The sequence below is a fragment of the Actinosynnema sp. NPDC020468 genome, from assembly GCF_040642015.1.
Taxonomy (GTDB): domain Bacteria; phylum Actinomycetota; class Actinomycetes; order Mycobacteriales; family Pseudonocardiaceae; genus Actinosynnema.
This window is the reverse complement of the sequence record NZ_JBFAEO010000019.1, coordinates 13,051-37,653: the sequence shown is the minus strand read 5'-3', so window position 1 is coordinate 37,653 and position 24,603 is coordinate 13,051. Positions and strand designations below refer to the sequence as shown.

Here is a 24,603-nt window from a genome sequence, read left to right as displayed (position 1 = left end):
CGGCGTTCGGGCAGAAGCCGGGCGGGTCGCCGCTGATGTACGGCCCGCCGGGGTGCGGCAAGACGTTCATCGCCAGGGCGATCGCGGGCGACCTCGGCGCGTCCTTCATCCACGTGACGCTGGCGGACCTGCTGGGCAAGTGGATCGGGGAGAGCGAGAAGGCGAGCCGGAGCCTGTTCCGCAACGCCCGCGCGGCGCCGCCGGGCGTGATCTTCCTCGACGTGTTCGACGCGCTCGGCGGCCGGCGATCGTCCGGGACGCGCCGGCGGGCAAGCCCGCCGACGGGGTGGACGTCGTGGCCGTCGCGGTGGCCACGGAGGGGTTCTCCGGCGCCGATCTCGCCCACCTGACGACCACGGTGCTCCAGCAGGCCATGGTCGAGTCGATGAGCAGCGGTGTGCTGGTGCCGGTCACCACCGACGCGGTGCCGGCCGCGGTCGGCGGCGTCACCCCGTCCACGACGTCCTGGTTCGACCAGGTGGCGCCGGTGTTGGAGTACGGGCGTACCGGGTCGAGCGGGGCAGGCGATGAGGGACCCGGCCGACGACGCCCTGGAGCGGAGCCTGGACCTGGCCTGGGAGCTCTTCGCCGCACAACCGGCGCACCCCGAGGTCGCCGTGCCGGCGTCGCGGGTGCTCGCGGCCCAGCCGGAGCGGAGCAGCGTGGCGCTGGTGCTCGCCGACCACCGCGAGATCTGCGGCCAGGGCGGTGAGGCACGGCGGCTCTACCTCCAGGTGGCCGGTCGCCGCGACCACCAGTTCGTCAACGCGGCCCGCGCACTGCGGTACCTGGCGTTGGCCGAGCACGACCACCCCGAGGCGCTGCGCTGGGCGCGCGGCCCGACGAGCCCGTCGCCGCGTCCGGCACCCCCGGTGGCCGGGACCCTCCCTCCCGATCCGCCTCCTGTCCCGGGACGTCGCTGACCGGCGTCGCCGCTCGCGGTGCGGCCGGCGGCCGGGTGCGATCCGCCTGCGCCTCGGTGGACCTCGCGGCGACTCGTCGGTCGCCCCGGCGGTTTTCGATTCGCATTCACCCGGCCCGCGGGGAATGCGGAAGAAGTGCGGAGTCGTGCCCGGGTGATCAGTCCACGCGGCCGGGAATTGCGCCGCGGTTCGACTTTCCGGTCGAACGGGGTCGACCCGCACCGGGCCGGTCTTGTGCTGGCAACCGGGCAGAAGTGGGGCTAAGGTCGAATGAGTGCGTGGTCGGGGTTGGGGGACTCCGGGTCCGGTCTGATGGGCTGTTGACGCCGCGCCTCGCCGTTCGGGGAACGGTTGTCTCAGTCTGGGGGGACGGGGTGGAATTCTACGAAACAGCCGTCGCGGAATCGCCTGTGGTGCGGGTGCCGGTGGAGTCGGTCGGCACCGGGGTGTCGCCTCGGCTCGGCGGCGAGGACCTGGAGCACGTGCGGACGTTGGCGGCCCTCGACGAGGAGTTGCCGCCGATCACGGTGCTGCGGTCGAGCATGGAGGTGATCGACGGCGCGCACCGGCTGATGGCGGCGAGGTTGAAGGGCGATCCACGCATCGCGGTGCGGTTCTTCGACGGCACGGCGGAGGAGGCGTTCGTCCTGGCGGTGCGGCTGAACATCACGCACGGACTGCCGCTGTCGCCACGTGATCGGCTCATCGCGGCACTGCGCATCGTGGCGTCGCACCCGGACTGGTCCGACCGGAAGGTGGCCGCCGCGAGCGGGTTGTCGGCGAAGACCGTCGCGTCGTTGCGCGTGCGTGCGGGCACACCGGTGGACACGCGGGTGGGACTGGACGGGCGGCTGCGGCCGACGGATCCGGCGCGGCGCAGGGAACGGGCCGCGGAGCTGATCGGGGAACGGCCGAACGCCTCCCTGCGCGAGATCGCGGCGGAGGCGGGGATCGGGCTCGGTACCGCCAAGGACGTGCGGGACCGGCTGCGCAGCGGGCAGGACGTGATACCGCCCAAGCTGCGCGGTGTCCGCGAGGTGACCCCGCGCCGGTCCGAGGGGCGGGGCGGTGCGCCGGGGCCGGGGTTCCCCGAGGTGTTCGAGGTGCTGCACAAGGATCCGGCGCTGAGGTCGACGGAGGTGGGGCGGGCGGTGTTGCGCATGCTCGCCACGCACCGGGTCGAACCGGACCAGCTGTCCCGGCTCGCGGCCGGGATCCCGGTGCACGCCAGGGCGAAGCTCGTCCGCGCCGCGCGGTTGTGCGCGGAGCTCTGGACGCAGTTCGGCGACGAGGTGGAGGACCGCGACCGCCGGGACGAGGCGTCCTGACGGTCGACGGGAGTTCAACCACCGACCATCCGCAGTTGAACCCGCGTCCACGCCACGTTTCCCGGCGCGCACCCGCGCGGAGTCGACCGACTCGGCGGGGCGAAGTCCGGTCGGTGTGCTTGTGTCCTTTGTGGACACGTTGGTGCGCCTGCCGCTCGAGCACGGGCGCCGTGGACAGGGGGAGGAGGAACGAGGGTGAGAGGAACGACGGCCCGGACCACCGGGCCACCCGCGTCCGGGACGTCCGCGGCGGCGGGCACTTCGGCCGAGGCCACGCGCGCCCGACGTCCGGTCCCGCCGGACACCCGCGCACGGGCGGGCGGACCGCCCCGCTCCACCGGGATCGACGCGGCCGCGCACCCGGAGCCCGCGCAGCTCGGGGAGGTGGCCGGTGCCTGACCTGGAGATCGCCGTCAACATCAACCCGCGCTCGATCGGCGAGGCGATCCGCTGGGGTCGCCTGGTCGAGGACCGCGGTGCGGCCCGGCTCGGCGTGTGGGACTCGCCGCTCGCGGTGCCCGAGTGCTGGACGGTGCTCGGCGCGCTGTCCCAGCACGTGACCCGGGTGCCGCTCGGGGTGAGCGTCACGAACCCGGTGACCAGGCACCCGGCCGTGACCGCGAGCGCGCTCGCCGGACTGGCGGGCGAGGCGGCGGCCGGCGTGTTCCTCGGGATCGGCACCGGCGACAGCGGTGTCTACAACCTGGGTGGGCGTGCCGCGACGCTGCGCGGCCTGCGTGCGCACGTCCGGGCGGTGCGGGAGGACCTGGCCGGACGGGGTGTCGCCGTCAAGGTTCTCGTCGCGGCGCACGGGATGCGATCGCTGGAGGTCGCGGCCGAGGTCGGCGACGGCGTGATCGTCGGGCTGGGCCACAGCGAGGAGGTGGTCGCGGCGGTCACGGCGGTGACCGGTCACGACGTCGAGGTCTGGTGGAACACCGGCACGATCACCGTCGACCCCGACGGCGACCGGGCCGAGGCGACCGGCGGCTGGGTGCTCGCGTCGCTCGCGCACCACTTCACCCGGTTCGGCCTGGAGTCGAAGCTCGTGCCCGCCGGGTTGCGGTCCGCCGTCGAGCAGCTGGGCGCGCTGTACGACCTGTCCCGGCACGGCGCCCAGACCGAGGAGGACAGGCGGCGCTACGTCGAGGCGGCGAAGGGGCTCGGCGTGTGGGACCACCTCGCGGACCGGTTCCTCATCGCGGGCACCGAGAGCGATGTCATCGCGCGGCTCGACGCGTTGAGCGCGCGGGGAGTGCGCCGGCTGGAGATCGGCACCGCGAACGGTCCGGACGCGGTGGCGGCGGTGCTGAGCCTGGTCGCGGGACGGGCGGCCGGTCCCGCGGGCGTTGTCCCGGATTGATCGGAATCGCGTCGCGGGACGCGGGCTGCCAATGGTTCCGGCGCGTGCGGACAATGGTGGGTGCGTTTTTCGGGATAGCCTGGACGGGTATTTCCACAGGCGGGGAGGACTGGTCGATGAAGCAGGGTGGTCGGGTGCTCCTGCCGATGTTCGGCGGCTCGCAACTGGACGTGGCGTTGGCCGTGGTCGACTTCGTGCACGATTCGGTCCGGAAGACCGTGTGGGACGCCGAGCGGATCAGGGAATCGTACCTGCGGCGCACGGTCGGCGAGATCCTCGCCGACGGCGACACGATGGTGTTCGGCCCGTGTCCCGACCGGACGTTCGTCGCGTCCTGCCTGCTCGGTGCCCACGGCATCGACCACGTGCTGGTCTACCACGAGCGCAGGGTGCCGGGTTACGGGCCGTCGACCGCGCACCTCGCGCTGGAGACGACCCTGGACGGCAGCGGTTTCATGATGGATTTCGGGACCAGGGAATCGCGGCTGATTCCCGGTGGTTACCACTTCACCGAAGAGCTCGAGGAGACCATCGCGCTCAAGCGCATTCCACTCCGGTCGTTCGACCCGGACGGCGTCGCGCCCCATCTGCTGTTGCGGCAGGTGGTGTCCGACAAGATCGATCCGGAACTCAAGTTCGAGTGGTACGCGAAGCAGGCGCGCAATGTTCGACCGGATGCCGTTCGGGATCGGCTCGCGCTGGACCAGCGGTACAGTGTCTACCACGAGCTATAGCGCGGAGGATAGTGCGGTGACGGTCGCGTACAGGGTCGAGAATCTGGTCAAGCGATATCCGCGACAGGACGTCCTCGCGGTCGACGGAATGAGTTTCGAGATCGCCGAGGGCGAGATATTCGGGCTGCTCGGGGACAACGGCGCGGGCAAGACGACGCTGGTGCGCCAGCTGGTCGGGCTGCTGCGGCCGACCTCGGGTCGCATCGAGCTGTTCGGCAGGGACGTGGTCGAGTACACGGGCTTCGTCTCCACGATGATCGGCTACATGCCGCAGAGCACCGCGGCGCTCAACCGGCTGACCGTCGGCGAGGCCGTGTACTTCTCGGCGCACCTGCGGGGCATGTCCCGGGGCGACGCCCGCCGCGAACGGGACGAGCTGCTCGAACTCTGGCGCATCGCCGAGATCAGGGACAAGGTCTCCACGAACCTGTCCGGCGGCCAGAGCCGGCTGCTCCAGCTGGCGGTGGCGACGGCGGGCAGGGCGCCGGTGCTGATCCTGGACGAGCCGACCAACGACCTCGACCCCGTCAACAAGAAGCACGTCTGGGAGGTCCTGCGGGGCTTCAACCAGGGACGTGGGACGACGATCGTGCTCGTGACGCACGACGCGGTGGAGGCCGAGAAGGCCATCCAGCGGGTGGGCATCGTGCAGCGCGGGCGGTTCACCGCGCTCGGGACGCCCGCCCGGCTCAAGGCGGAGATCGCGCAGAAGCTCAAGGTGCACCTGGCGTTCCCGCCCGACGACCCGCCGGAGTTGCCGTACGGCGTCGTGCCGCAAGAGCGATCAGCGGGCACCTGGCTGCTGATGCTCGACCGGGACGAGGCGGGCGAACTCCTGGGCAAGCTCGACCTGCGCAAGATCACCGACATCCGGATGACGTCGACGACCCTCGAGGACCTGTACCTCCACTATGCCTCCTAGTCTTCAGCGGCCGAGACCGCACATCCAGTTCACCGACCTGTTCCTGATCCAGCTCTCCAACTTCCGCTGGTCGTGGCGCGGCCAGGTGGTGACCGGCATGCTGGCGCCGGTGCTCGCCACCGCGGCGCTCGGCGCGTTCGCCGGCCGGGACCAGCAGAGCCTGACGTACGTGCTGTGCGGCAGCATCGTGCTGTCGCTGATGTTCCAGAACCAGAACAACGTCGCGGCCAACTTCGGCTACATGAAGGCCATGGGCACGCTGGACTTCTTCGCGACGCTGCCCGTGTACCGATCGCTGGTCGTCCTGGCCACGGTGCTCGCGTTCTTCGTGCTCTCGATCCCGTCGCTGGTCGTCACGGCCCTGGTGGGAACGATGATCCTCGGCGTGCCGCTGAGCATCAGCCCGCTCGCGCTGCTGGTCGTTCCGCTGTGCGTGCTGCCGATGGCCGGGATCGGCGCGCTGATCGGCATCACGGTCCGCTCGCCGGCCGAGGCCGGGACGGTCAGCATGTTGATCACGCTGCTGCTGCTCTTCATGGGCCCGGTGGTCCTGCCGCCGGACCGGTTGCCGGACTGGATGATCGGCGTGAGCCACGTCAGCCCGACGAGCTACGCGGCGTCGGCGATCCGGCAGGTCGTGATCGGCCCGGTCACCGGGCAGGTGTGGCTCGACGTGGCCGTCCTCGCGCTGGTCACCGTCGTGACGCTGTGGGGGGTCGGGCACAAGCTGCCGTGGCACCAGAAGTAGGACCGTTGCCGACTGGTCGATTCGGGGGGACGACGCATGATCATCGAGAAGGGGCGCACGCGCCTGGCTCTGGAGGTGCTGTTCGGGGCGGACCTCGCCGAGAGCGCCGATCCCGAGCTGCTCCAGTGGATCGAGCGGCGGCCGCACCAGTGGCGGCAGGCGGTGCGGGTGCTCTGGCACGTGTCCGGTCGTCCCGGCGCGAAGACCGGGATTCCCGCCGCGCCAACGAATTCGCCGCCAACGCCGCCACCGCCACCGTCGCTGCAACCAGCACCGGCGCCGCCGCAGCCAGCGCCACCGCCGCCTCCTTCGCCACGGCAGCCGGCGCCACCGTCGTCGTCGCATTCGCGGCCGCCGCAAGCGGAACCGGGCTTGTCGGGCGAACCGGCGGTGCTCGGGCGGGTACTCGTCGAGGCGCGATCGCCCGCGGTCGCGGCGGACTGGCGCGGCCGGACGGTGCTGGTGCTGGGCGACGGGGGCGACCTGGCGATCGCCGTCGACCACGCGCTGCGGGCCGCGGGGGCGCGCACGGAGTGCGTGACGGTGCGGGAAACCGCGCGGCTGCGGGTGGACGAGCGGGCGGGGCGGGTGATGACCGCGGCCGAGATCGCCGAGCGCCTGCGCGACGAACCGCAGCCGGAGTGGTTGTTCCTGCTCACCGGTCGCACCACGCCGCGGACGACGAACACCGGTCCGGTCGACGCCGTCCACGTCCGGGCGGCCCTGGGCGCGTTGCGCGAGGTCCTCGCCGCCAGGCAGGACTGCCCGACCGCCGCCGTCACCGCGCTGGACGGCCGGTTCGGCGAGACGGGCGCGGTGCCGCTGGACCCCGTCGCCGGCGCGATGGCGGGCCTGCTGCGCGGGCACGCGTCGAGCCGGGTGCTCGACGTCGCGCCCTCGCTCGGGCCGGCCGAGGTGGCCCGCGAGCTGCTCGCGTTCACCGGCGGGGCGCCGGAGCACCGCGAACTCGGCTTCGACGGCGCGAACCGGGTGACACCCGCGTTCGCGCCCGCCCGGCTCGGTGCGGAGACGGGTCTTCCGCTCGAACCGGGATCGACGGTGGTCGCCGCCGGCGGCGCGCGGGGCGGTGCGGCCGAGGTGCTCGTCACCATGGCGGAAGAGGTGCCGTGCCGGTACGTGCTGCTCGGGCGGACGCCGCTGGTCAACATCTACGCGACGCTCGGCGTCGGTGACCGCGACTACGTGCTGTCGATGAGCGCGGAGGAGTTCGAGGAGCACCGCGTCCGCCAGCGCGCGTCGCTCGAGGCGAACTCCCCGGAGTTCTCGGAGGAGGAGTTCGAGGCGTACTGGGCGCGGTTGGCCCGCAGCCTCGACGTGATGCGCACGATCGGCCGGATGCGCGACGCGGGAGCACAGGTCGAGTACGTCCGGCAGGACGTCACGGAGTCGCACGCCGTCCGCAGGCTGGGGCAGGAGCTCAGGTCGCGCGGTCTGCGGATCCACGGGCTCGTGCACGCCGCCGCGCACGGCGACGAGTCGGACGCGCGGGCGTGGGACCGCACGATCGCCACGCGGATCAACGGCTTCTACCACCTGGCCCCGTTGCTGGACGACCAGGTGCGGCTCGTGGCGCTGCTCGGGTCGTCCGGTGGCAGCGCGGAATCCGCGGGCAGCGGGTTCCTCGTACCGCTGGCGGATCGGCTCGCCGCCGAATTCCCGCGGGCGCGGGTCCGCTCCGTGCACTCCGCCGCGGCGTCCGTGATCACGGCGGCGCTGCGGTCACCTCGGGCACCGCGAACGCTGATGGAGCGCGCAGGCCGTTGACCGGCCGGACACCCGCGGTGCGGCGCGAGGCCGCACCGCGGACCGGTCGTGTCCACATCGGACAGGGGGACAGCTGGAATGACTGGGGGGAACGGTTCCGCGTGGCGATCGCCGAGCGTCTTGGTGATCGGCGTGGGACCGCACGCGAGACGCAACCACCTGCCGGTGCTGCTCGACGCGCAACGCGCGGGGCGGCTCGGCACGATCATCGGCGTCGACCTCGTGGAGACGCGGGAGGTCAACGACGAGTACGCGCGGTCGACCGGCTCGTCCGCGTTCTCGATGGTGTACCTGAAGAAGTCCGACACCGGCCGGGTGGCGCTGCCGCCCTCCACCGGGCGGCTGCTCGACGGCTTCGTCGCGCGGCACGGCATCCGTGGCGTGCTGGTCGCGACCGAACCGACCTTCCACCTGGCGTACGCGAAGTGGGCGCTGGATCGCGGCCTGAGCGTGCTGATGGACAAGCCGGTGTCCGCGCGGGTCAACGCGTCGCTGGACGAGGACCAGGCCGGGCTGCTCCTCGAGGACTACGACGAACTGGCGAGCCGCTACGCGGAGGCGAGGCGCCGCGACCCCGGCGTGGTCGTGAGCATGATGTCGCAGCGCCGCTACCACCCCGCCTTCCGCACCATGCGCTCGCTGGTCCGCGAGGTGGCCGAGGCGACGAACTGCCCGGTCACCTCCATCCAGTCGTTCCACAGCGACGGGCAGTGGCGGATGCCGACCGAGCTGGTGGACATCGGGTACCACTCGTACGACCAGGGCTACGGCAAGGCGTCGCACTCCGGCTACCACTTCCTCGACATCGTGCCCTGGTTGCTGGAGGCCGCCGAGACACCGGGCAAGGAGCTCGACGAGGTCGAGGTGTTCTCCAACGTCGTGCGGCCGAGGGACCTGCTGCGGCAGCTGGACTTCGAGGACTACCGCCGGATCTTCCCCGACTTCGACCGGCACAACCGCTACAGCGCCTCGGACCTGTGGCGCCGGGTGCGTCACCACGGCGAGGTGGACGTGTTCGTCTCGCTCGCCTTCCGCAGCGCCGGGCGCACGATGACGCTGGGCTCGGTCAACCTGGTGCACAACGGGTTCTCGCAGCGCGGCAGCGTGCTGCCCAACCGGCTCGACCTGTACAAGGGCAACGGCCGGGTGCGCCACGAAAGCCACGTCGTGGAGCAGGGCCCGTTCCAGGCGATCTACTTCCAGAGCTACCAGGCCCGTGACGGCGCGGCCGGCGCCGACCCGGCGGGGGTGGGCGGTGATCGGCACGTGGACGTGCACGTCTTCCGCAACCGGGCGCTGTTCCCGGACTGGGAGAGCCACGCGCACCTGCGGCTCGAGGACATGGACGGCGGAGGGCCGCCCCTGCGCGGCCACCAGGAGAACGCGCGCCGGCACTCCGTGGAGGAGTTCCTCTCGCACCTGCGCGGCGACGGCGTGCCGGTGACCTCCGACCTGGCCGAGCACCGCCGCGGCTGCGTGCTCATGGCGGGTGCGTACCTGTCGGCCGCGCGACGACGTCGTGGCGCGGATCCGCTGGTGCGCCTGGGTTTCCACCGCGAGCGCGAGGTCCAGCCGGTGCGCGGCGGGGTGACCCACCTCCTGCCCGAACGCGTGGAGGGCTGAGATGACCGCCGTGACGCCCGCGCTGCTCGACCTGTGCGCGCCGCACGTCGGCGGGGTCGAGGACGTCGAGGAGCTGGTGGGCGGCAACGTGAGCCACGTGTACCGGGTGCGGGGGCCGCGCGGCGCGGTGATCCTCAAGGTGCGCGGGTCGTGGTTCGCCCGGATCCCGGACGTGCCGACCGATCCCGCCCTGATCGGGGTGGAACGCGCCGCGCTGGCCGTGTTCGGCGCGGCCGTGCCGGACGTGTTCCCCGAGGTGCTGGAGTTCGACGAGGCGCGGCACGCGCTGGTGCTGAGCGAGATCTTCCCGGCGGGCGGGTCGTTCGAGGACGCGTTGCGGCTCGGCCCGGCCACACCGGCGCAGGCGCGGCGGCTCGGCGAGGTGCTGGGCGACGTGCACGCGGCCACCCGGTCGATCACCGCGCCGATCCGCCCGGGCGGCGACCTCGCGTTCCGCGACCACCAGCTGTGGTACTGCCTGGAGAGGTCCGGGCACCCGGCGCTGGTGGCGTGCAGCGCGCACCTGAAGTCCCTGCCGGACAACGATCTCGTGCTCGGCGACGTGGCGCCGAAGAACATCAGCGTCAGCGCGGACCGGGTGGCGATCTGCGACCTGGAGACCGTCCACCGCGGCAGCCAGTGGTACGACGTCACGTTCGTGCTGGCGCACCTGGTGCTGCACCACCTCGGGGCGCCGGAGCGGATCCGCCCGCTGGCCGCGGGGTTCCTCGCCGGCTACCGGTCGCGCAACTCGCCGCCGGAGCTCGCCGTGTCGGTCCGGACCAGGCTGGTCATCGGGTTCTGCCTGTACCGCCTGGTGAACGAGCTGGTGCCGTACCGGCTCGAACTGGACGCCGCGCAACGGGCCGCCTGGCGCGAGCGGTTCCTCGCGGCGTTGGACCGGTCGAACCCGGAGGGGGGTTGAGGTGCGCGTCCCGATCGAAGAGGTCAGGCGGCTCATGACGGCGGTGTGCGCCGGCGCCGGACTGTCCGAAGTGGAGTCGGGCCTGGTGGTCGACCACTACCTCGACGGCGAGCTGCGGGGCAGGACCTCGCACGGTGTGGCCAAGTTCTGCTTCGAGAGCCAGTTCTTCGGCACGAGGGCGGGCAAGCCGTTCGTGGTGGAGGACTTCGGCGCGGTCGCGGTGGTCGACGGCGCCCGCGAGGTGGGGCCGTTGAGCGTCGGGTTCGCGGTCGACGTCGTCGTGGAGAAGGCGCGGCGGTTCGGGATCGGCCTGGTGGGGATGAACAACACCCAGCGCCACGGCGCGCTGGGGTACTGGACGCGCCGCATCGCCGAGCAGGGGCAGCTGGGCGTCGTGATGAACACCTCGACCGCCGACAGCACGGTCGTCGGCGCGACGCGGGCGTTCCTCGGGGTCAACCCGCTGAGCTTCGCGTTCCCCGCCGAGGGCGGACCCGTCGTCGCGGACCTGTCGACCACGGTGGCGCCGATGGGCCGGCTGTGGGAGGCCAGGCGCGGCAACGGCGGACTGGAGGACGGGCAGTTCGTCGACGCGGGCGGCGGCTTCACCACGAATCCGGACGAGGCCACCGCCGCGGTGATCTTCGGCGGGCACAAGGGTTTCGCGCTGTCGCTGCTGGTCCAGCTGCTGACCGGTTCGGTGTTCGGGTTCCCGATGGGCGAGCGCGTCGAGTCCCTGCTCGACACCGGTTACGCGTTCCTCGCGGTGGACCCGTCGTTCGGCGGTGGGCGGAGGACGTTCGTGGACGAGAACTCCGCGCTCGTGCGGGCGCTGACCTCCGTGCCGATGCGGGACGGGGGCACCCTGCGGTTGTTCGGCCGGGAGAGCGACGCGGTGCGGGCCGCGGCGCTCGCGGAGGGCCGGATCCGGCTGGGCGCCGGTGTCCTCGAGCGGTTGCGCTCCAGTGCGAGGCGGTCGTGAGGCGCGCCGACGGGGTGGACGACGCGACGGCGCGGAAAGTCCTGGCGCGCCGCGGATTCACCGTGCCGGACGTCCAGGGGTTGGCGGTGGACCAGAGCCCGTTCGCCCGCCGGATACCCACCCGGCGCGCGGTGCTGCGCCGGGGCGTGACCCTGGAGGCCCGCACGATCGAGCTGGGCGGCGGGCACTTCACGAACTCCTACACCCTGCGCGCGGCGCCGGACGCCGGGTACGTGCTGGACACCGTGAGCGACAGCACGGGTTTCCCCCTGCGCGACGCGCTGGTCGACCCGGCGGTCGTGGGTGCGATCAACGGCTCCTTCACCTTCATCTCGGACGACCCCGACTACCAGCCCGCCGAGCCGCACTTCGACCTGTGCGTGCGGCGCGGCGTGGTCGCGGGGCTGCCGTCGGCGACCAAACCGGCCCTGCTGGTCCGGGGCTCCACGTCGTCCGCGCGGGGGGTCAGGGCCGAGGGCGTGATCCGGGTGGGCTCGGACGTGCTGCCGTGGGCGGGCGCGAAGGAGCCGGGCGGGCGGGTGCTCGTGTTCAACGCCGCGAACTGCCGGGTGAAGTACCTGGACTCCGACGTCACGGCGTTCCGGCGGATCGTCGAACCCGCGACGAACACGACGCCGGGCGCCGCGGCCGCGGTCGACGCGGTGGTGGAGGTCCGGCCGGACGGTTCCGCGCTGATCACCGCGCTGGTGCCCGGCGGAGGCGCCGACCTGTTCGCCGGCGGCTACGTCCTGCGGGCGCACGAGCAGGACGCGCGGTACTGGCGGGTCGGCGACCGCGTCGTGCCGCTGACCGTCGACGGCACGGACCTCCGCGCGCTCACCTCGGCGACCTCACTCGGGCCGTCGGTCGCGGACGCCGTGGTGCCGCAACGGATCGCGAACGCCTATGACGACTCGCTCGGCGTGTCGCCGTTCCGCGGCGTCCGGTACCCGAGGTCGCTCGTCTACGGCACCGGCGACGGCGCGGTGCACCTGCGGATCTTCGACGGCGCGCCGCTGACGGCGCGCTTCCAGGGCCTGACGCCCGGTGAGGTGGTCGACGTGCTCGCGGAGGAGGGCCACGACCTGCGCTGGGCGTTCCACCTCGACGGCGGGCAGTCCTCGAAGCTCGCGTACCGGCACGACGGCGGGGCCGAGGTGGTGGGCAGCCTGCACTACCTGGTGTGGCCGCAGAAGGACGGGACGCGATTCCGGTGGAACGGGCTCGACGGCCGGGTGCTGGCGTCGTGCCTCGTGCTGAGGGAGGCGGGTTGATGCTGGACGAGGCGAAGGCGGTGGTGGACCGGCTGCGCGGCGAACCCGTCCGGGTGGCCGTGCACCAGCCCGCGTACCACCCGAACATCTACTACTTCCGCAAGATGCTCGCGAGCGACGTGTTCGTCTCGCTCGACACCGCGCAGTTCGCGGACCGCGACTGGCAGCACCGCCAGGAGTTCTTCTACGAGGGCCGGCGGCGGTGGCTCACCGTGCCGGTCAACAACGGCCGGGAACCCCTCCACCGCAAGCGGATCGTGGATCCCGGCCGGGTGGAGGCGCACTGGCGGATCATCGCGCGGACGTACGCGGACGCGCCGTACTTCGGGATGTACCGCGAGGAGCTGGCCGGGGTGTACCGGCGGCCGTGGACGTCGTTGCGCGACCTGTGCGAGGAGATCGTGGCGTTCGCGCGCCGGGCGCTGGGGGTGCGGACGCCGGTCGTGCGGGCGAGCGACTGCTTCGACGGCACGGCGAGCAAGGGCGACCTGCTCGCCGAGCTCGTGTCGAGGGTGGCCGGGCTCGGCGAACCGTCGCGGGCCGTCTACCTGGTCTGCGCGCACCCGATCCGGCCGGACCACTACATCAACCGGCGACACGGCGGGAACCCGTTGTCGGAGCGGGAGAAGCTGGAGGCGCGGGGCATCGAGGTCGGCGCGTTCCACTACCGGCACCCGGTGTACCCGCAGGCGACGCTGCCCGCGGCGGCGGGGTTCCAGCGCGAGCTGTCGATCGTGGACCTGATCTTCAACCTCGGTCCGGGCGCGCGCGCCGCGCTGGACCGGTCGGGCGTGCGCGATGACTGACCTGACGGTGCTCGCCGTCGCGGCGCGGGCCGGTGACGCCGAGCTGGGCATGGGCATGCGGCTGCGGTGGTACGCCGACCGGGGCGCGGCCGTGCACGTGCACTGCCTGGCCGGCGAGCCGGACGCCGACTGGCGGGCCGTGCTCGTCCACCTGGGGCTGAAGGACTACACGTTCTCCGGCGTCCCGCGGGGGTTCGCCCGGTGCCGGGGTCTGATCAACGCGGAGTTGTTCCGGGTGGTGCCGGCGTTGCGGCCGGACGTGGTGTACGGCGTGTTCCCCGGTCACCACGACCAGGACCGCCGGATCGCGGGCGACGAGACGGAGGTGGTGGCGCTGCGGGAGGCCCGGGACCTCAGGTCCTTCCGCTGCGGTACCGCGGACGGGTTCCGGCCGAACCTGTTCTTCCTCGGTGACGACGAGCTGATGGGCGCGCGGCGGAGGGCGCTCGCCGCGCTGGGCCGCGACGCCGACGAGAGCCCGGCCCGGGTCGCGCACCGCGAGCACGTCCACCACCGCGTGGTCGAACGCCTGGCCGCGCACGACGCCTTCGCCGAGATGTTCACGATCTCGCGCGCGATCGAGGGGAGAGCACGATGACGCTGAGGTTCCACTGGTTCCTGCCGACCGCCAGCGACGGGAGGTCCCTGCTCTCCGGCACCCACCGGACCCACGGGCGGGACGCGGACGGCATGGTCGTGGCGGGTGCGGACCGCTACCGCGAACCGGACATCGAGTACCTCGCGCAGATCGCCCGTTCCGCCGAGCAGATGGGGTTCGAGGCGATCCTCACGCCCACCGGGACGTGGTGCGAGGACGCGTGGTTGGTCACCGCCGCGCTCACCAGGGAGACCGAGCGCCTCAAGTTCCTGGTGGCGTTCCGGCCCGGTTTCCTCTCGCCGACGCTCGCGGCCCAGATGGCGGCCACCTACCAGCGCCTGTCCCGCGGCCGGCTGGTGCTCAACGTGGTGACCGGCGGCGAGTCCGACGAGCAGGCCCGCTTCGGCGACCACCTGTCGAAGGACGAGCGCTACGCCAGGGCGGGCGAGTTCCTGGCGATCCTGCGCGGCGCCTGGAGCGGCGAGCCGTTCGACTACACGGGCAGCTATTACGACGTGCGAGGGGCTACCGTGTCGCGACCGCCGTCCCCGGTGCCGGAGCTGTACTTCGGCGGGTCGTCCGGCGCGGCGGGCGCGGTGGCGGCCGAGCACGTGGACACCTACCTCACCTGGGGGGAGCCACCCGCCCAGGTGGCGGCGAAGCTCGACTGGATCCGGGGGCTCGCCGAGGAGCGCGGTCGCCGGCTGCGGTTCGGGATCCGGTTCCACGTCGTCACCCGCGACACGTCCGAGGCGGCCTGGGCCGAGGCGGAGCGGCTGATCGCGGGGCTCGGGACGGAGAAGGTCGCGAGCGTGCAGCGGATCCTCGCGGCCAGCGAGTCGACGGGGCAGGCGCGGATGCGGTCGCTGCACGAGGGGTTCCGCGGCAGCGGCGACCGGCGCGAGCTGGAGGTCCACCCCAACGTGTGGGCCGGGGTGGGGTTGCTGCGCGGGGGAGCGGGCACGGCGCTGGTCGGCAGTCACCGCGAGGTGGCCGACCGGATCGCCGAGTACGCGGAGTTGGGCATCGACGAGTTCATCCTGTCCGGCTTCCCGCACCTGGAGGAGACGTACTGGGTCGGCGAAGGCGTGCTGCCGGAGCTGCGCCGGCGCGGTCTGGCCGCCGAGGTGGGCCACTGACTGTCGGTTCTACGGGGGAGAGATGTCTGCAACGAGGTGGGGGATTTGTGTCGCGCGGGCGCGTGTCGGCCGCGGTGGACCGCTCGCGCGCACGACCGAGCTGGGCAGCGTCACCGTGCACCAGGTGGTGCCGGCGTCCCAGCCGCACGTGGTGCCCGCGCGACCGGGGCACCACGCGTTGGTGCTGAGCGCTTCGGGCGTCCTCGTCGTGGAGCGCGACGGCCGCGAGGTCGTGGTGGACGACGAGGGGATCGCGCTGTCCGACGTGCGGCGCTCGTTGGAGATCCGCCCGTGCGGGCCCGGCGCGGAGGCGGTGGTGATGGTGTTCCCGAACTCGGCCGCGCCGCTGCTGCCGCCGCCCGCTCCGGTCGCGCGGCACGAGGTCTGCGACCTGACCGGTCCGGGGGCGTTGCTGTGCGACCTGCTGGCGGGTGCGACGGTCGCGGCACCGGCGCTGCACGCGTCGGAGGCCGCGCGGATCGGGGACGCCGCGCTGCACCTCGCGACCGGTGTGCTGGAGCGGCACTTCTCCGGACCCGGTGACGGTGTCGTCACGCACCAGCACGAACTGCTGACGCGGATCCGCGGGTACGTGGACCGGCACCTCGGCGACCACACGCTGACCCCGAGCCGGGTGGCCGCCGCGCACCACGTCTCCGTGCGGTACCTGCAACGGCTGTTCAAGATCGACGGTGCCACGCCGTCGGGCTGGATTCGCTCGCGCCGGCTCGAGATCTGCCGGCGGGAGCTGGCCGACGAGGCGCTGCGAGGTCTGTCGATTCGGGAGATCGGGCTGCGCAACGGTTTTCCGCAGGCGTCGGACTTCAGCAGGGCGTTCCGCGCCGAGTACGGCAGGCCGCCCGGCCGGTTCCGCGCCGAGCTGCGCTCGACCGGGACGTGGGTCGGCAACCAAGCGGTCGCCTCAGGCCAATGACAGTTCCCGACGTGCTGGGAAGAATCGTCCTGGTCGGCCAGTCCCCGACGCACCGGATTCGTCACTCCACTGTGGACGCACCGGGTCGGGATGAGGGGGAGAATCCAATGCCGGGAAGTACTCCAACGCTCGATCCCGCGGTCGAATTGGCGGCGCGGGTCCTGTTCGGCGACGAGCTGCTGACCGCGCTCGGGCCGGGTTTCGTGCACTCGTTGACCGAGCGGCCCGCGGCGTGGGCGTCGGCGCTGACGTCGATCTGGACGATCTCGCGCGGCGCCGGTCCGGCGGGCAACGGCGCGGGCCCCGAGGTCGCCGCGCCCGTCGCGGTCGCGCCCGTCGCACCCGCACCGGCTCCACCTCCCCTGAGGGCGGATCCGGTGCGGGAGACCGAATCCCCGGCCGAGCTCGACTTCTTCGACCCGGCGGCCGGCGACGAACCCGCGGTCGAGAAGCGCGACACGCCGTGGGAGTACGAGGAGGTCCGCGCCGAGTTCGCGAAGCTCCTGGAGGACGCCACCGGGTACCCGGCGGAGGTCCTGGACGAGGACGCCGACCTCGAGGCCGACCTCGCGATCGACTCCGTCAAGCAGGTCGAGGCGCTGGGCAAGCTGCGCGAGCGCTACCAGTTGCTGTTCGAGGAGGACTTCTCGATCGTCGACCACCGCACGATCCGCAGTCTCGCGGGTCACCTCACCGATCGCCTGAACCGCGAGCGGCTCACCCCGGCGCCCGCGCGATGAGCCGGTTCGCGGGCAAGGTCGCGCTCGTGACCGGCAGCAGCCGCGGGTACGGGCGGCAGATCGCGGTCGGGTTGGCGGCCGGTGGCGCGAAGGTGGTGCTGAACTCGCGCGGCAGCGCGGCCGACGGCCGGATCGTCGCCAGGGACATCGCGGCGGCCGGCGGCGAGGCCATCTACGTCGAGGCCGACATCGGCGACGAGTCCAAGGTCCGCGACCTGGCGGCCGTCGTGGCGCGCAAGTACGGCGCGATCGACATCGTCGTGCACAACGCCGCGCGCGGCTACGAGCGCGCGGTGGACGAGACGACGTGGCCGCAGTTCGAGGAGGCGCTGCGGGTCAACACCTACGCGATCATCGCGCTGGCGCGGCACTTCCGGCCGTTGTTCCGGCCCGGGGGGAAGTTCCTCTACGTGTCGAGCATCGGCGCCGAGCGCGGCATGCCCGGCTACAGCGCCATCGGGGCGAGCAAGGCCGCCGGCGAGGCGCTGATCCGGTCGCTCGCGCTGGAGTGGGCGCCGGACGTGCGGGCGAACACCATCCGCCCCAACGTGATCCCGACGTTCTCGCTGCGGTCGTTCACGTGGGCCGACGACCTGTGGAAGGTCTTCGAGGACGAGGCGCCACTGGGCGTCACCGGCGTGGAGGAGCTCGCGCGGACCGCGCTGTGGTTGTGCGGCGACGAGTCGGACTACGTCAGCGGTCAGGTGATCAGCGTCGACGGCGGGTTCACCACGTCGATGCGGCGGCCGGGCCTCACCACGCGGCGGCGCGACGCGAGTGCCGTGAAGAAGTCCGAGGGGGTGTGAGCCGTGGCGCGGTTGTTCGAACCGATCGCGATCGTGGCGAGCGAGTGCCTGCTGCCCGGCGCGGTGGACCGGGCCGCGTTCTGGCGCGTGTTGGACGAGGGTCGGACGGCGATCGCGCCGGCGCCCGAGACGTGGCTCGACCGGTCGATCTACCACTCGACCGATCCCCACGCGGTCAACCGCGGCGACAGCGACACCGTGGCGTTGCTGCCGGAGTGGGAGTTCTCCACGCCGCCGAGGCTGCCGCCCAAGCAGTTGTCCGGAATGGACCTCGCGCACCGGTTGGCGCTGGAGCTCGGCCACCGGGTCGTCGGCCCGCTCGACGAGGCGGGCGTGCTGCCGAAGGAGACCACCGGCGTGTGGGTCGCCAACGTCGCCGGCACCCTGGGCACCCAGCTCGCCATGGTCGCCTACCACGCCAGTGAGGAGTGGTCGCGCAAGGCGGGCGAGCTGCGGCCCGACCTGGCCGACGAGATCGACTTCTTCAACCGCGGGTTCCAGGAGCGCTTCCCGCACCTGCGCGAGGACGCGGCGGTCAACGGCAACATCCTGGCCGGGCGCATCGCGAACTACTTCGACCTGCGCGGACCGCAGATGGCCGTCGACGCCAACTGCGCGAGCTCGCCCGCCGCGCTGAGGGCCGCGTGCCTCTCGCTGCGCGACGGCACCTGCGACATGGCGCTGGTGGCGGCGATCGGCGTGCAGGCGGCCGAGATGACCGTGGTGTCGTCCAAGGCGCGGGCGTCCGCGCCCGGCCCGTCGTTCCCGTTCGACGCCGACGCGCGCGGGTACGTGCCCGGCGAGGGCGCGGTGATGGTGGCGCTGGTGCGGGCGGAGGACGCGGTCGCGAAGGGCATGCCGGTACTCGGGGTGATCCGCTCGATCGGGCGCAGCTCCAACGGCCGTGGCACCGCGCCGTGGTCGCCGTCGCAACGCGCCGAGGAACTCGCCATCACCCGCGCCTGGGAGGAGGGCGAGTTCACGCCGGGGGAGCAGATCGACTACATCGAGGCGCACGGCACGGCCACCCAGGTCGGCGACCGCACCGAGCACGCGGCGATGCTCGCGACCTACGGCGCCGCCGGCCACCGCGACGCGATCCCGTTCGGCTCGGCCAAGTCCGTGGTCGGGCACACCATCGAGGTCGCGGGCATGGTGGGCCTGCTGCGGGCGCTCTACGTCTTCGACCGCGGCCGTGTCCCGCCGTCGGTCGGCGTCGCGACGCCGGCGGCGTTCGTCACCGAGCACGCGGACCGGCTGCGCCTGGCCACGCGGACGGAGGAACTGGCGCCCGGACCGCGTCGGGTCGCGGTGAGCAGCTTCGGCGTCGGCGGCGTGAACTACCACATGATCATCGAATCCGAGGTCGAGGCGAGACCCGCACCGGCCGCGCCGCGCCGCGAGCCCGTCGCGATCACCGGCATGGCCGCGATCATGCCGGACGCGAACGACGTCCCCGGCGTGTGGGAGCACCTCCGCCGGTCCACGGCGGTGCGCGGGCAACTGGCCGGGTACCTCCGCGAGTTCGAGAGGTTCTACTCCCGGGACAGCTCGCACCGGGACCGCACGACCTGCCCGGTGTCCTCCATCGTGGACAAACCCGTGCTGGCGGAACCGGCGCGCTGGCGGATCCTGCCGAAGGTCGCGAGCGAGATGTTCGACGACCACCTGCTCCTGCTGAACGCGGTGTCCCAGCTCGTCGCGGGTGACGTGGTGCCGGAGGATCCCGCGGTGCGCGCCCGGTCGGGCGTGTTCGTCACCGACATCCTCGACGGCGACGGCCGCAACAGGCTCATCCGCGACCTGATGTTCCAGCGCTGGCAGGAGGAGCTGACCCGGCACGTCGGGGACCCGTCGCTCGCGGCGGAGGTCTTCGCCGACCCGGGGCTGGGTCTGGGCGCGGTGACGGAGAACGCCTCGGTCGCGGGTCAGGGCGTGCTCGGCGCCAGCAGGGTCGCGGGCGGGCTCGACCTGCTCGGCGCGGCGGTGTCGGTGAACTCGGCCTGCGCGTCGGGTCTGGCCGCGTTGTCCCTGGCGATCCAGGAACTGCGCGCGGGCGGGTTGGACTTCGCGGTCGTCGGTGGGGCGAGCCTCGGCGTCGACGTGACGAACCAGGTGGCGCTCTCGGCCATCGGCTCGCTGTCCGCGAGCGGGGAGGGCCGCCCGTACGACCGCGCCGCCGACGGCTTCGTCATCGGCTCGGGCGCCGCGGTGTTCACGCTGAAGCGGCTGTCCGACGCCGAGCGCGACGGCGACGAGATCCTCGCGGTGATCCGCGAGTGCGTCGGCAACAGCGACGGCAAGGGCCGCAGCATGCTGGCACCGCAGCTGCGCGGCCGGCGCGAGGTCGTGCGCCGCGCCTACGCCCTGGCGGGCCTCGACCCGTCCACCGTCCAGTACGTCGAGGGTCACGGCGCGGGCAACGCGCTCGGCGACTCGTCCGAGTTGCAGGTGATCGCCGAGGAGATGGCGACCGCGGGCCGCGAGGTCGCGCTGGGCAGCGTGAAGGGCAACTACGGCCACCTGAAGGCCGCGGCGGGCTTCGCGGGTCTGCTCAAGGTCGTGCTGTGCCTGCGCAACCGCACCATGGTCGCGACGCCGGGGTTCACCTCGCCCGGCGACCTGGGCGCGAGCCTCGCGGACCAGGTCCGGATCCTGGACCGGGCGGTGGAGTGGCCGGCCAACGGCGGCTCGCCGCGCCGCGCCGGGCTGAACTCGTTCGGCCTCGGCGGGACCAACTTCCACGCGATCGTGGACGAGTACGTCCCGACGACCTCCGGGCGCGCGGACGAGCCGGCCGCCGACTCGCCCGGGTTCGCCGCCGAGAGCGCCGCGGACCTGGCGGACCGGCTCGACCTCGGCACCGCCGGCGGCACGGGCCCGTGGCGCGCGGCGGTCTTCGCGCCCACGTCGAAGGTCGCGCGGGCCCAACGCGCCGTCCTCGCCTCCCGCCTGCGCGCGGCCGGGCGCCGCGTCGCCGAGGTGACCGAGTCCGCGGTCTGGGCCGGCCCGGCGGTGCGCACCGGACCCGTCGTGGCGCTGTTCCCCGGCCAGGCCGGCACGAAGGACTTCGCCGCGGTGTCCTGGTTGGCGCGCAACGGCGGCGCGGACGAGTTGGCCGTGCTGCCCGAGGTGCTCGGCGAGCCGGGACGGATCATCGCCGGTGCGCTGGAGTCCGGTGACCCCGCCGACCTCGGCGACCTGGCCACCCGGTCCGGCACCTCCCAGGTGCTCGGTCTGCTGTCCGCGCACCTGGTGTGGCGGTGGTTCCGGCCGGACGACGCCGTGCTGCTCGGCCACAGCGCCGGTGAGTTCGGCGCCCTGGTCGCGGCCGGCGTGCTGCGGTTCGCCGACGCCCTGCGGGCGTGCTGGGCGCGCGGCGAGTTCGCGGAGGAGGCCGTCGACGGTCGTGCCGGCCTGATGGCCGCGGTGTTCGCGGGGCCGGACACCGTCGCCCGGCTGGTGGACGCGGTGCCGGGCGCGCACCTCGGCACGGTCAACGGACCGGCGTTCTGCGTGGTCTCCGGCTGGGCGGACGCGATCGAGCGGGTGATCGCCGCCGCGGCCGCCGAGCGGATCGACTGCACCAGGCTCGACGTGCACCTGCCGTTCCACACGCCGCTGCTCGCCGCCGCGGTGCCCCGCCTGCGCGAGATGCTCGACGGGATCGAGGTGTCCCCGCCGGCCTTCCCCGTCCACTCGGCCGCGCTGAACGGGCTCTACCCGGCCGATCCCGAGGTGATCAGGACCGCGCTGGCGGCGCTCTACACCGAGCCCGTCCGGCTCGACCAGCTCATCCGCCGGGCCGCCGGGAGCTCGCGCCGGTTCGTGGAGTGCGGCGCGGGACGCTCGTTGAGCCGTTCGGTCGACGCCGTGCTGGGCGACGAGCCGCACCTCGCGCTGCCCGGTGTCACCTCGGCGCGCGGTGGCCTGAGCCGGCTCGCCGACGGCCTGTGGGTGGCCGGACTCGAGCCGGCGCGGGCCGAACCCGCCGACTTCGCCCTGTTCACCCCGGTCCCGGTGGCCGCGGTGCCCTACACCGGCACGTCCTGGAGCGGCGTGCCCGTGCGGGTGGCCGGTCCGGATCGCGCTCTCGCCGCGGAGGTCGCGGACGCCCTGCGGGCCGCGGGCGCCGAGGTGCGCTCCGAGGCGGACTGGCTCGTCTGGGTTGCCGCCGAGCAGGCCGAGGAGGGTGTGCCCGGCGCCGAGGCCACGATGGCGGAACTCGTGCACCTGCGCGCGGTGACCGCGGAACTGGCGACCGGGTGGGGTGCGCGCGCGCCCGGCGGCCTGCTCGTCGTGACCACTGTGGACGGTCGGCTCGGCTCGTCGCGGTCGCTGCTCGACCCGGCGGGCGGCGCGCTCACCGGCTTCACCCGCGCGCTGGGCCAGGAGTACCCGCAGGCCGCCACCGCCGTCTTCGACGTCGGCCCGGACGCGCGTCCCGCCGCGGCGCGCCGGATCGTGGAGCTGGGCCGCCCGCCCGCGGGCCACCACGAGTTCGGCGTGGACGCCCGCGACTGGTGGCGCACGGAACTGGCGCCGGTGCCGCCGAACCGGGTGGTGGGGCCGGGACTGCTCGACGCGCTGCGCGAACCGGACGCCGCGGTGGTGGTGTCCGGCGGCACCACGGGGATCGTCGCCGAGATGGTCTGCGCCGCCGCGCGGCGGCTGACCGACCCGAAGGGCCTGCTGGTCCTGCTGAGCCGCACACCGGCGGCCGAGCGCACGGAGGAGGAGTGCCTGCGCGCGCTCGCCGAGGACCGCAAGACCGATCACCTCCTCGCGTGGCGGCGGGGCAACCCGGGGCGGTCCCTGCACGAGTTCGAACGCGAGTGGCGGCGCGGCCGGCGGGCGCTGGAGGCCGGGGTCACGCTGGCCAGGCTCGCCCGGGCGGGTGTGCGGGTGGCGCACGAGCTGGTCGACGTGTGCGACGTGGCCGGCATGCGGGCGTTGCGGGAGCGGTTGCGCGACAAGGTGGTCCGCACCGTCGTCCACGGCGCCGGCGTCGAGCGGTCCAGCCGCATCACCGACAAGCCCGCCCGCGAGTGGGAGGACACCGTCGCGGTGAAGGTGCTGGGGTGCCAGACGCTGATCGACCTCGCCGGGGAGGGGCTGCGGCTGTTCGTCGCCCACGGCTCGGTGTCCGGCGCGGTCGGGCTGCCCGGCCAGACGGACTACTCCTGCGCCAACGAGTACCTCGCGAAGGCGACCGCCAGGCTGCGGGCGCGGCGGCCGGGGGTCGTGGCGCAGTACGTCGGGTGGCCCGCGTGGAACCGGGTCGGGATGGCCGCGGACCCGGAGACCAGGCGTCGGCTGGAGGGCAGGGGTTTCCGCTACCTCGACCCGGACGCCGGCGTCCGCTGGTCCGCGGAGATCGTGGCCGCCGCGCCCACGCTGGCCTCGCACGTCGTGCTGCTGCCGGTGCCGCTGCCCGCGCTCGCCCGGCGGTGGACGAGCACGCCCACCCCGCCGGGCGAGCGGTGGTGGCTGGTCGACGCGACGACCGCGTCCGGCGCCACCACGACGGTCCACCGGCTCTACGACGCGGCCGACCCGCGTGACGCCGACCTCGCGGGCCACCGGGTTCGCGGTGGCGTGCGGATCGCCGCGGTGCAGCTGGTGGAACAGCTGGCCGAGGCGGTCCTCGCCGCGACCGGCGTGGTTCCGGAACGCCTGGAGCTGCACGACGTGGTGTTCCACCAGGGCCTGGTGCTCGGCCGCTCCGGCCGCCGGCCCACGCGGGTGGTCGTCACGGGCGATCAGCTCCGCCTGGAGACGACGCCGGTGCTGCGCGGCGACCTGCCTGGACCGGGTTCGGTGCTGGTGGCGACGGCCTCCTGGACGGCGGGCACCGGGCGGGACGAGGTGGATCTCGCGGCCCTGCGGCGCGTCGGCGGCGGTCCGGACGTGGTGGCGGAGGCGGCCCGGTTCGGCATCGACTACACCGGCCGGTTCGCGACCCGGCTGCACGTCGAGGCGCACCCGGACTTCGCCGCCGCCGGGCGGTTCACCTGCGAGGAACCGGCGTTCCGGGCCGGCGGGAGGATCATCGACCCGCCGGAGCTCGACACGGCGCTGCGGGCGGTGTTCGCGGCCCGCTCGGACAGCACCGACCAGGGCCTGCCCGCGGCGTTCGGCACGGTCGTGCTCCACCCCGGTCGGACACCCGGCGAGAAGCACGTGTTCGTCTCGGTCGCGGACACCGGCGGCTACGACCTGAAGATGACCGACGCCCGCGGCCGGGTCCTGGTGTCCGTCGAGGGCCTGCGGCTCAAGGTGCCCGCCGAGTGGGGTCCGCGATGACCGCCGTGCTGGTGGTCGCCGCGCACCCGGACGACGCCGAGCTGGCGATGGCCATGCGGATCCACGCCCACGTACGGGCAGGCGACGCGGTGCGGGTGCACTGCCTGACGACCGGGACGCCGGATCCGGACGGCGCCGAGCCGAGGCGGCGGGAGGCGCTGCGGGCGGGCGCGGTACTGGGCGTCGGCGCGTACACGTTCTCGCCGGTGCCCGACACCAGGTTCGTGGAGCACCGGGCGCTGATCCACGACGAGGTCACCGCCGTGATCGAGGACGCGCGGCCCGACCTGGTGTACACCCACTTCCCGCACGACCAGCACCTGGACCACCGCGTCGCGGGTGAGGAGACGACGGCGGTCGCGCTCGCCCACGTCCGCGCGCTGACCCACTTCCGGTCGCCGTACAGCACGGGCTTCGACCCGACGTCGTTCTTCCTGGCGGGCGGGGAACTCATGGCGATCAAGGTCGAGGCGCTGGCGTGCTTCGGCTCGCAGGCGCAGCTCGACATGCGGGTGTTCCACGACCTGGCCGAGGTGGCGCACCACCAGCACGTGCACCGCCGCGTCCTGGACGCGGTGGACCCGGGGCTGAGGTACGCGGAGTCGTTCCGGATCGTGCGGGAGCTGCATTTGTCCGAAGTGGACTGACCTTGGTGGAAGCCGCTGAA

General features: G+C 73.4%; 20 protein-coding genes. All 20 read left to right on the top strand.

Translation table 11 applies throughout. From position 1 onward, the window contains the following. Positions 1-35: 35 nt before the first annotated feature. The 20 genes from AB0G50_RS15855 to AB0G50_RS15760 all read left to right on the top strand — a co-directional run bounded on the left by AB0G50_RS15855 (position 36) and on the right by AB0G50_RS15760 (position 24,583). Complete coding sequence (locus tag AB0G50_RS15855; RefSeq protein ID WP_360108077.1) at positions 36-350, top strand: AAA family ATPase; 315 nt, start codon at positions 36-38, stop codon at positions 348-350. Between the two features lie 177 nt (positions 351-527). Then, positions 528-923: a hypothetical protein gene (locus AB0G50_RS15850; protein WP_360108074.1), complete on the top strand. Its 396-nt coding sequence runs from the start codon at positions 528-530 to the stop codon at positions 921-923. Between the two features lie 374 nt (positions 924-1,297). Further along, positions 1,298-2,251: a streptomycin biosynthesis protein gene (locus AB0G50_RS15845; protein WP_360108071.1), complete on the top strand. Its 954-nt coding sequence runs from the start codon at positions 1,298-1,300 to the stop codon at positions 2,249-2,251. Positions 2,252-2,642: 391 nt separating this feature from the next. Then, positions 2,643-3,614: an LLM class flavin-dependent oxidoreductase gene (locus AB0G50_RS15840; RefSeq protein WP_360108068.1), complete on the top strand. Its 972-nt coding sequence runs from the start codon at positions 2,643-2,645 to the stop codon at positions 3,612-3,614. Next, positions 3,611-4,348, top strand: a complete 738-nt coding sequence (locus AB0G50_RS15835; protein WP_360108065.1) for a hypothetical protein — start codon at positions 3,611-3,613, stop codon at positions 4,346-4,348. Before AB0G50_RS15840 ends, AB0G50_RS15835 begins: the two co-directional genes overlap by 4 nt. Positions 4,349-4,436: 88 nt before the next feature. Beyond that, complete coding sequence (locus AB0G50_RS15830) at positions 4,437-5,270, top strand: ABC transporter ATP-binding protein (protein ID WP_360108061.1); 834 nt, start codon at positions 4,437-4,439, stop codon at positions 5,268-5,270. Continuing rightward, entirely contained in the window at positions 5,260-6,018 is a 759-nt protein-coding gene (locus AB0G50_RS15825; protein WP_360108058.1) for an ABC transporter permease, read from the top strand. Before AB0G50_RS15830 ends, AB0G50_RS15825 begins: the two co-directional genes overlap by 11 nt. A 372-nt stretch (positions 6,019-6,390) precedes the next feature. After that, positions 6,391-7,803 (top strand): KR domain-containing protein, encoded by a 1,413-nt coding sequence (locus tag AB0G50_RS15820; protein WP_360108055.1) that lies wholly within the window; start codon positions 6,391-6,393, stop codon positions 7,801-7,803. A 78-nt stretch (positions 7,804-7,881) separates the two neighbouring features. After that, a complete protein-coding gene (locus AB0G50_RS15815; RefSeq protein ID WP_360108052.1) occupies positions 7,882-9,426 on the top strand; it encodes a Gfo/Idh/MocA family oxidoreductase in 1,545 nt (514 codons plus the stop codon). 1 nt (position 9,427) lies between these two features. Beyond that, positions 9,428-10,351 carry a phosphotransferase gene (locus AB0G50_RS15810; protein WP_360108049.1) on the top strand — a complete coding sequence of 308 codons (924 nt, stop codon included), beginning with the start codon at positions 9,428-9,430 and terminating at the stop codon, positions 10,349-10,351. 1 nt (position 10,352) lies between these two features. Then, positions 10,353-11,333, top strand: a complete 981-nt coding sequence (locus AB0G50_RS15805; protein ID WP_360108046.1) for an Ldh family oxidoreductase — start codon at positions 10,353-10,355, stop codon at positions 11,331-11,333. Then, positions 11,330-12,607: a hypothetical protein gene (locus AB0G50_RS15800; RefSeq protein WP_360108043.1), complete on the top strand. Its 1,278-nt coding sequence runs from the start codon at positions 11,330-11,332 to the stop codon at positions 12,605-12,607. Before AB0G50_RS15805 ends, AB0G50_RS15800 begins: the two co-directional genes overlap by 4 nt. Continuing rightward, the gene (locus tag AB0G50_RS15795; RefSeq protein WP_360108040.1) at positions 12,607-13,413 is read left to right on the top strand and encodes a WbqC family protein; all 807 of its coding nucleotides are present in this window, start codon (positions 12,607-12,609) and stop codon (positions 13,411-13,413) included. Before AB0G50_RS15800 ends, AB0G50_RS15795 begins: the two co-directional genes overlap by 1 nt. Beyond that, positions 13,406-14,011 carry a PIG-L family deacetylase gene (locus tag AB0G50_RS15790; protein ID WP_360108037.1) on the top strand — a complete coding sequence of 202 codons (606 nt, stop codon included), beginning with the start codon at positions 13,406-13,408 and terminating at the stop codon, positions 14,009-14,011. Before AB0G50_RS15795 ends, AB0G50_RS15790 begins: the two co-directional genes overlap by 8 nt. After that, positions 14,008-15,150: an LLM class flavin-dependent oxidoreductase gene (locus AB0G50_RS15785; RefSeq protein WP_360108035.1), complete on the top strand. Its 1,143-nt coding sequence runs from the start codon at positions 14,008-14,010 to the stop codon at positions 15,148-15,150. The genes AB0G50_RS15790 and AB0G50_RS15785 overlap by 4 nt, the downstream gene beginning before the upstream one ends. Positions 15,151-15,172: 22 nt before the next feature. Next, a complete protein-coding gene (locus AB0G50_RS15780) occupies positions 15,173-16,084 on the top strand; it encodes an AraC family transcriptional regulator (protein ID WP_360108032.1) in 912 nt (303 codons plus the stop codon). A gap of 146 nt (positions 16,085-16,230) precedes the next feature. Then, positions 16,231-16,824: an acyl carrier protein gene (locus tag AB0G50_RS15775; RefSeq protein ID WP_360108029.1), complete on the top strand. Its 594-nt coding sequence runs from the start codon at positions 16,231-16,233 to the stop codon at positions 16,822-16,824. A 26-nt stretch (positions 16,825-16,850) separates the two neighbouring features. Continuing rightward, entirely contained in the window at positions 16,851-17,630 is a 780-nt protein-coding gene (locus AB0G50_RS15770) for an SDR family oxidoreductase (protein WP_360108026.1), read from the top strand. Between the two features lie 3 nt (positions 17,631-17,633). Continuing rightward, positions 17,634-23,936 (top strand): beta-ketoacyl synthase N-terminal-like domain-containing protein, encoded by a 6,303-nt coding sequence (locus AB0G50_RS15765; protein ID WP_360108023.1) that lies wholly within the window; start codon positions 17,634-17,636, stop codon positions 23,934-23,936. Beyond that, positions 23,933-24,583 (top strand): PIG-L family deacetylase, encoded by a 651-nt coding sequence (locus AB0G50_RS15760; RefSeq protein ID WP_360108020.1) that lies wholly within the window; start codon positions 23,933-23,935, stop codon positions 24,581-24,583. Before AB0G50_RS15765 ends, AB0G50_RS15760 begins: the two co-directional genes overlap by 4 nt. The last annotated feature ends 20 nt before the right edge of the window (positions 24,584-24,603 follow it).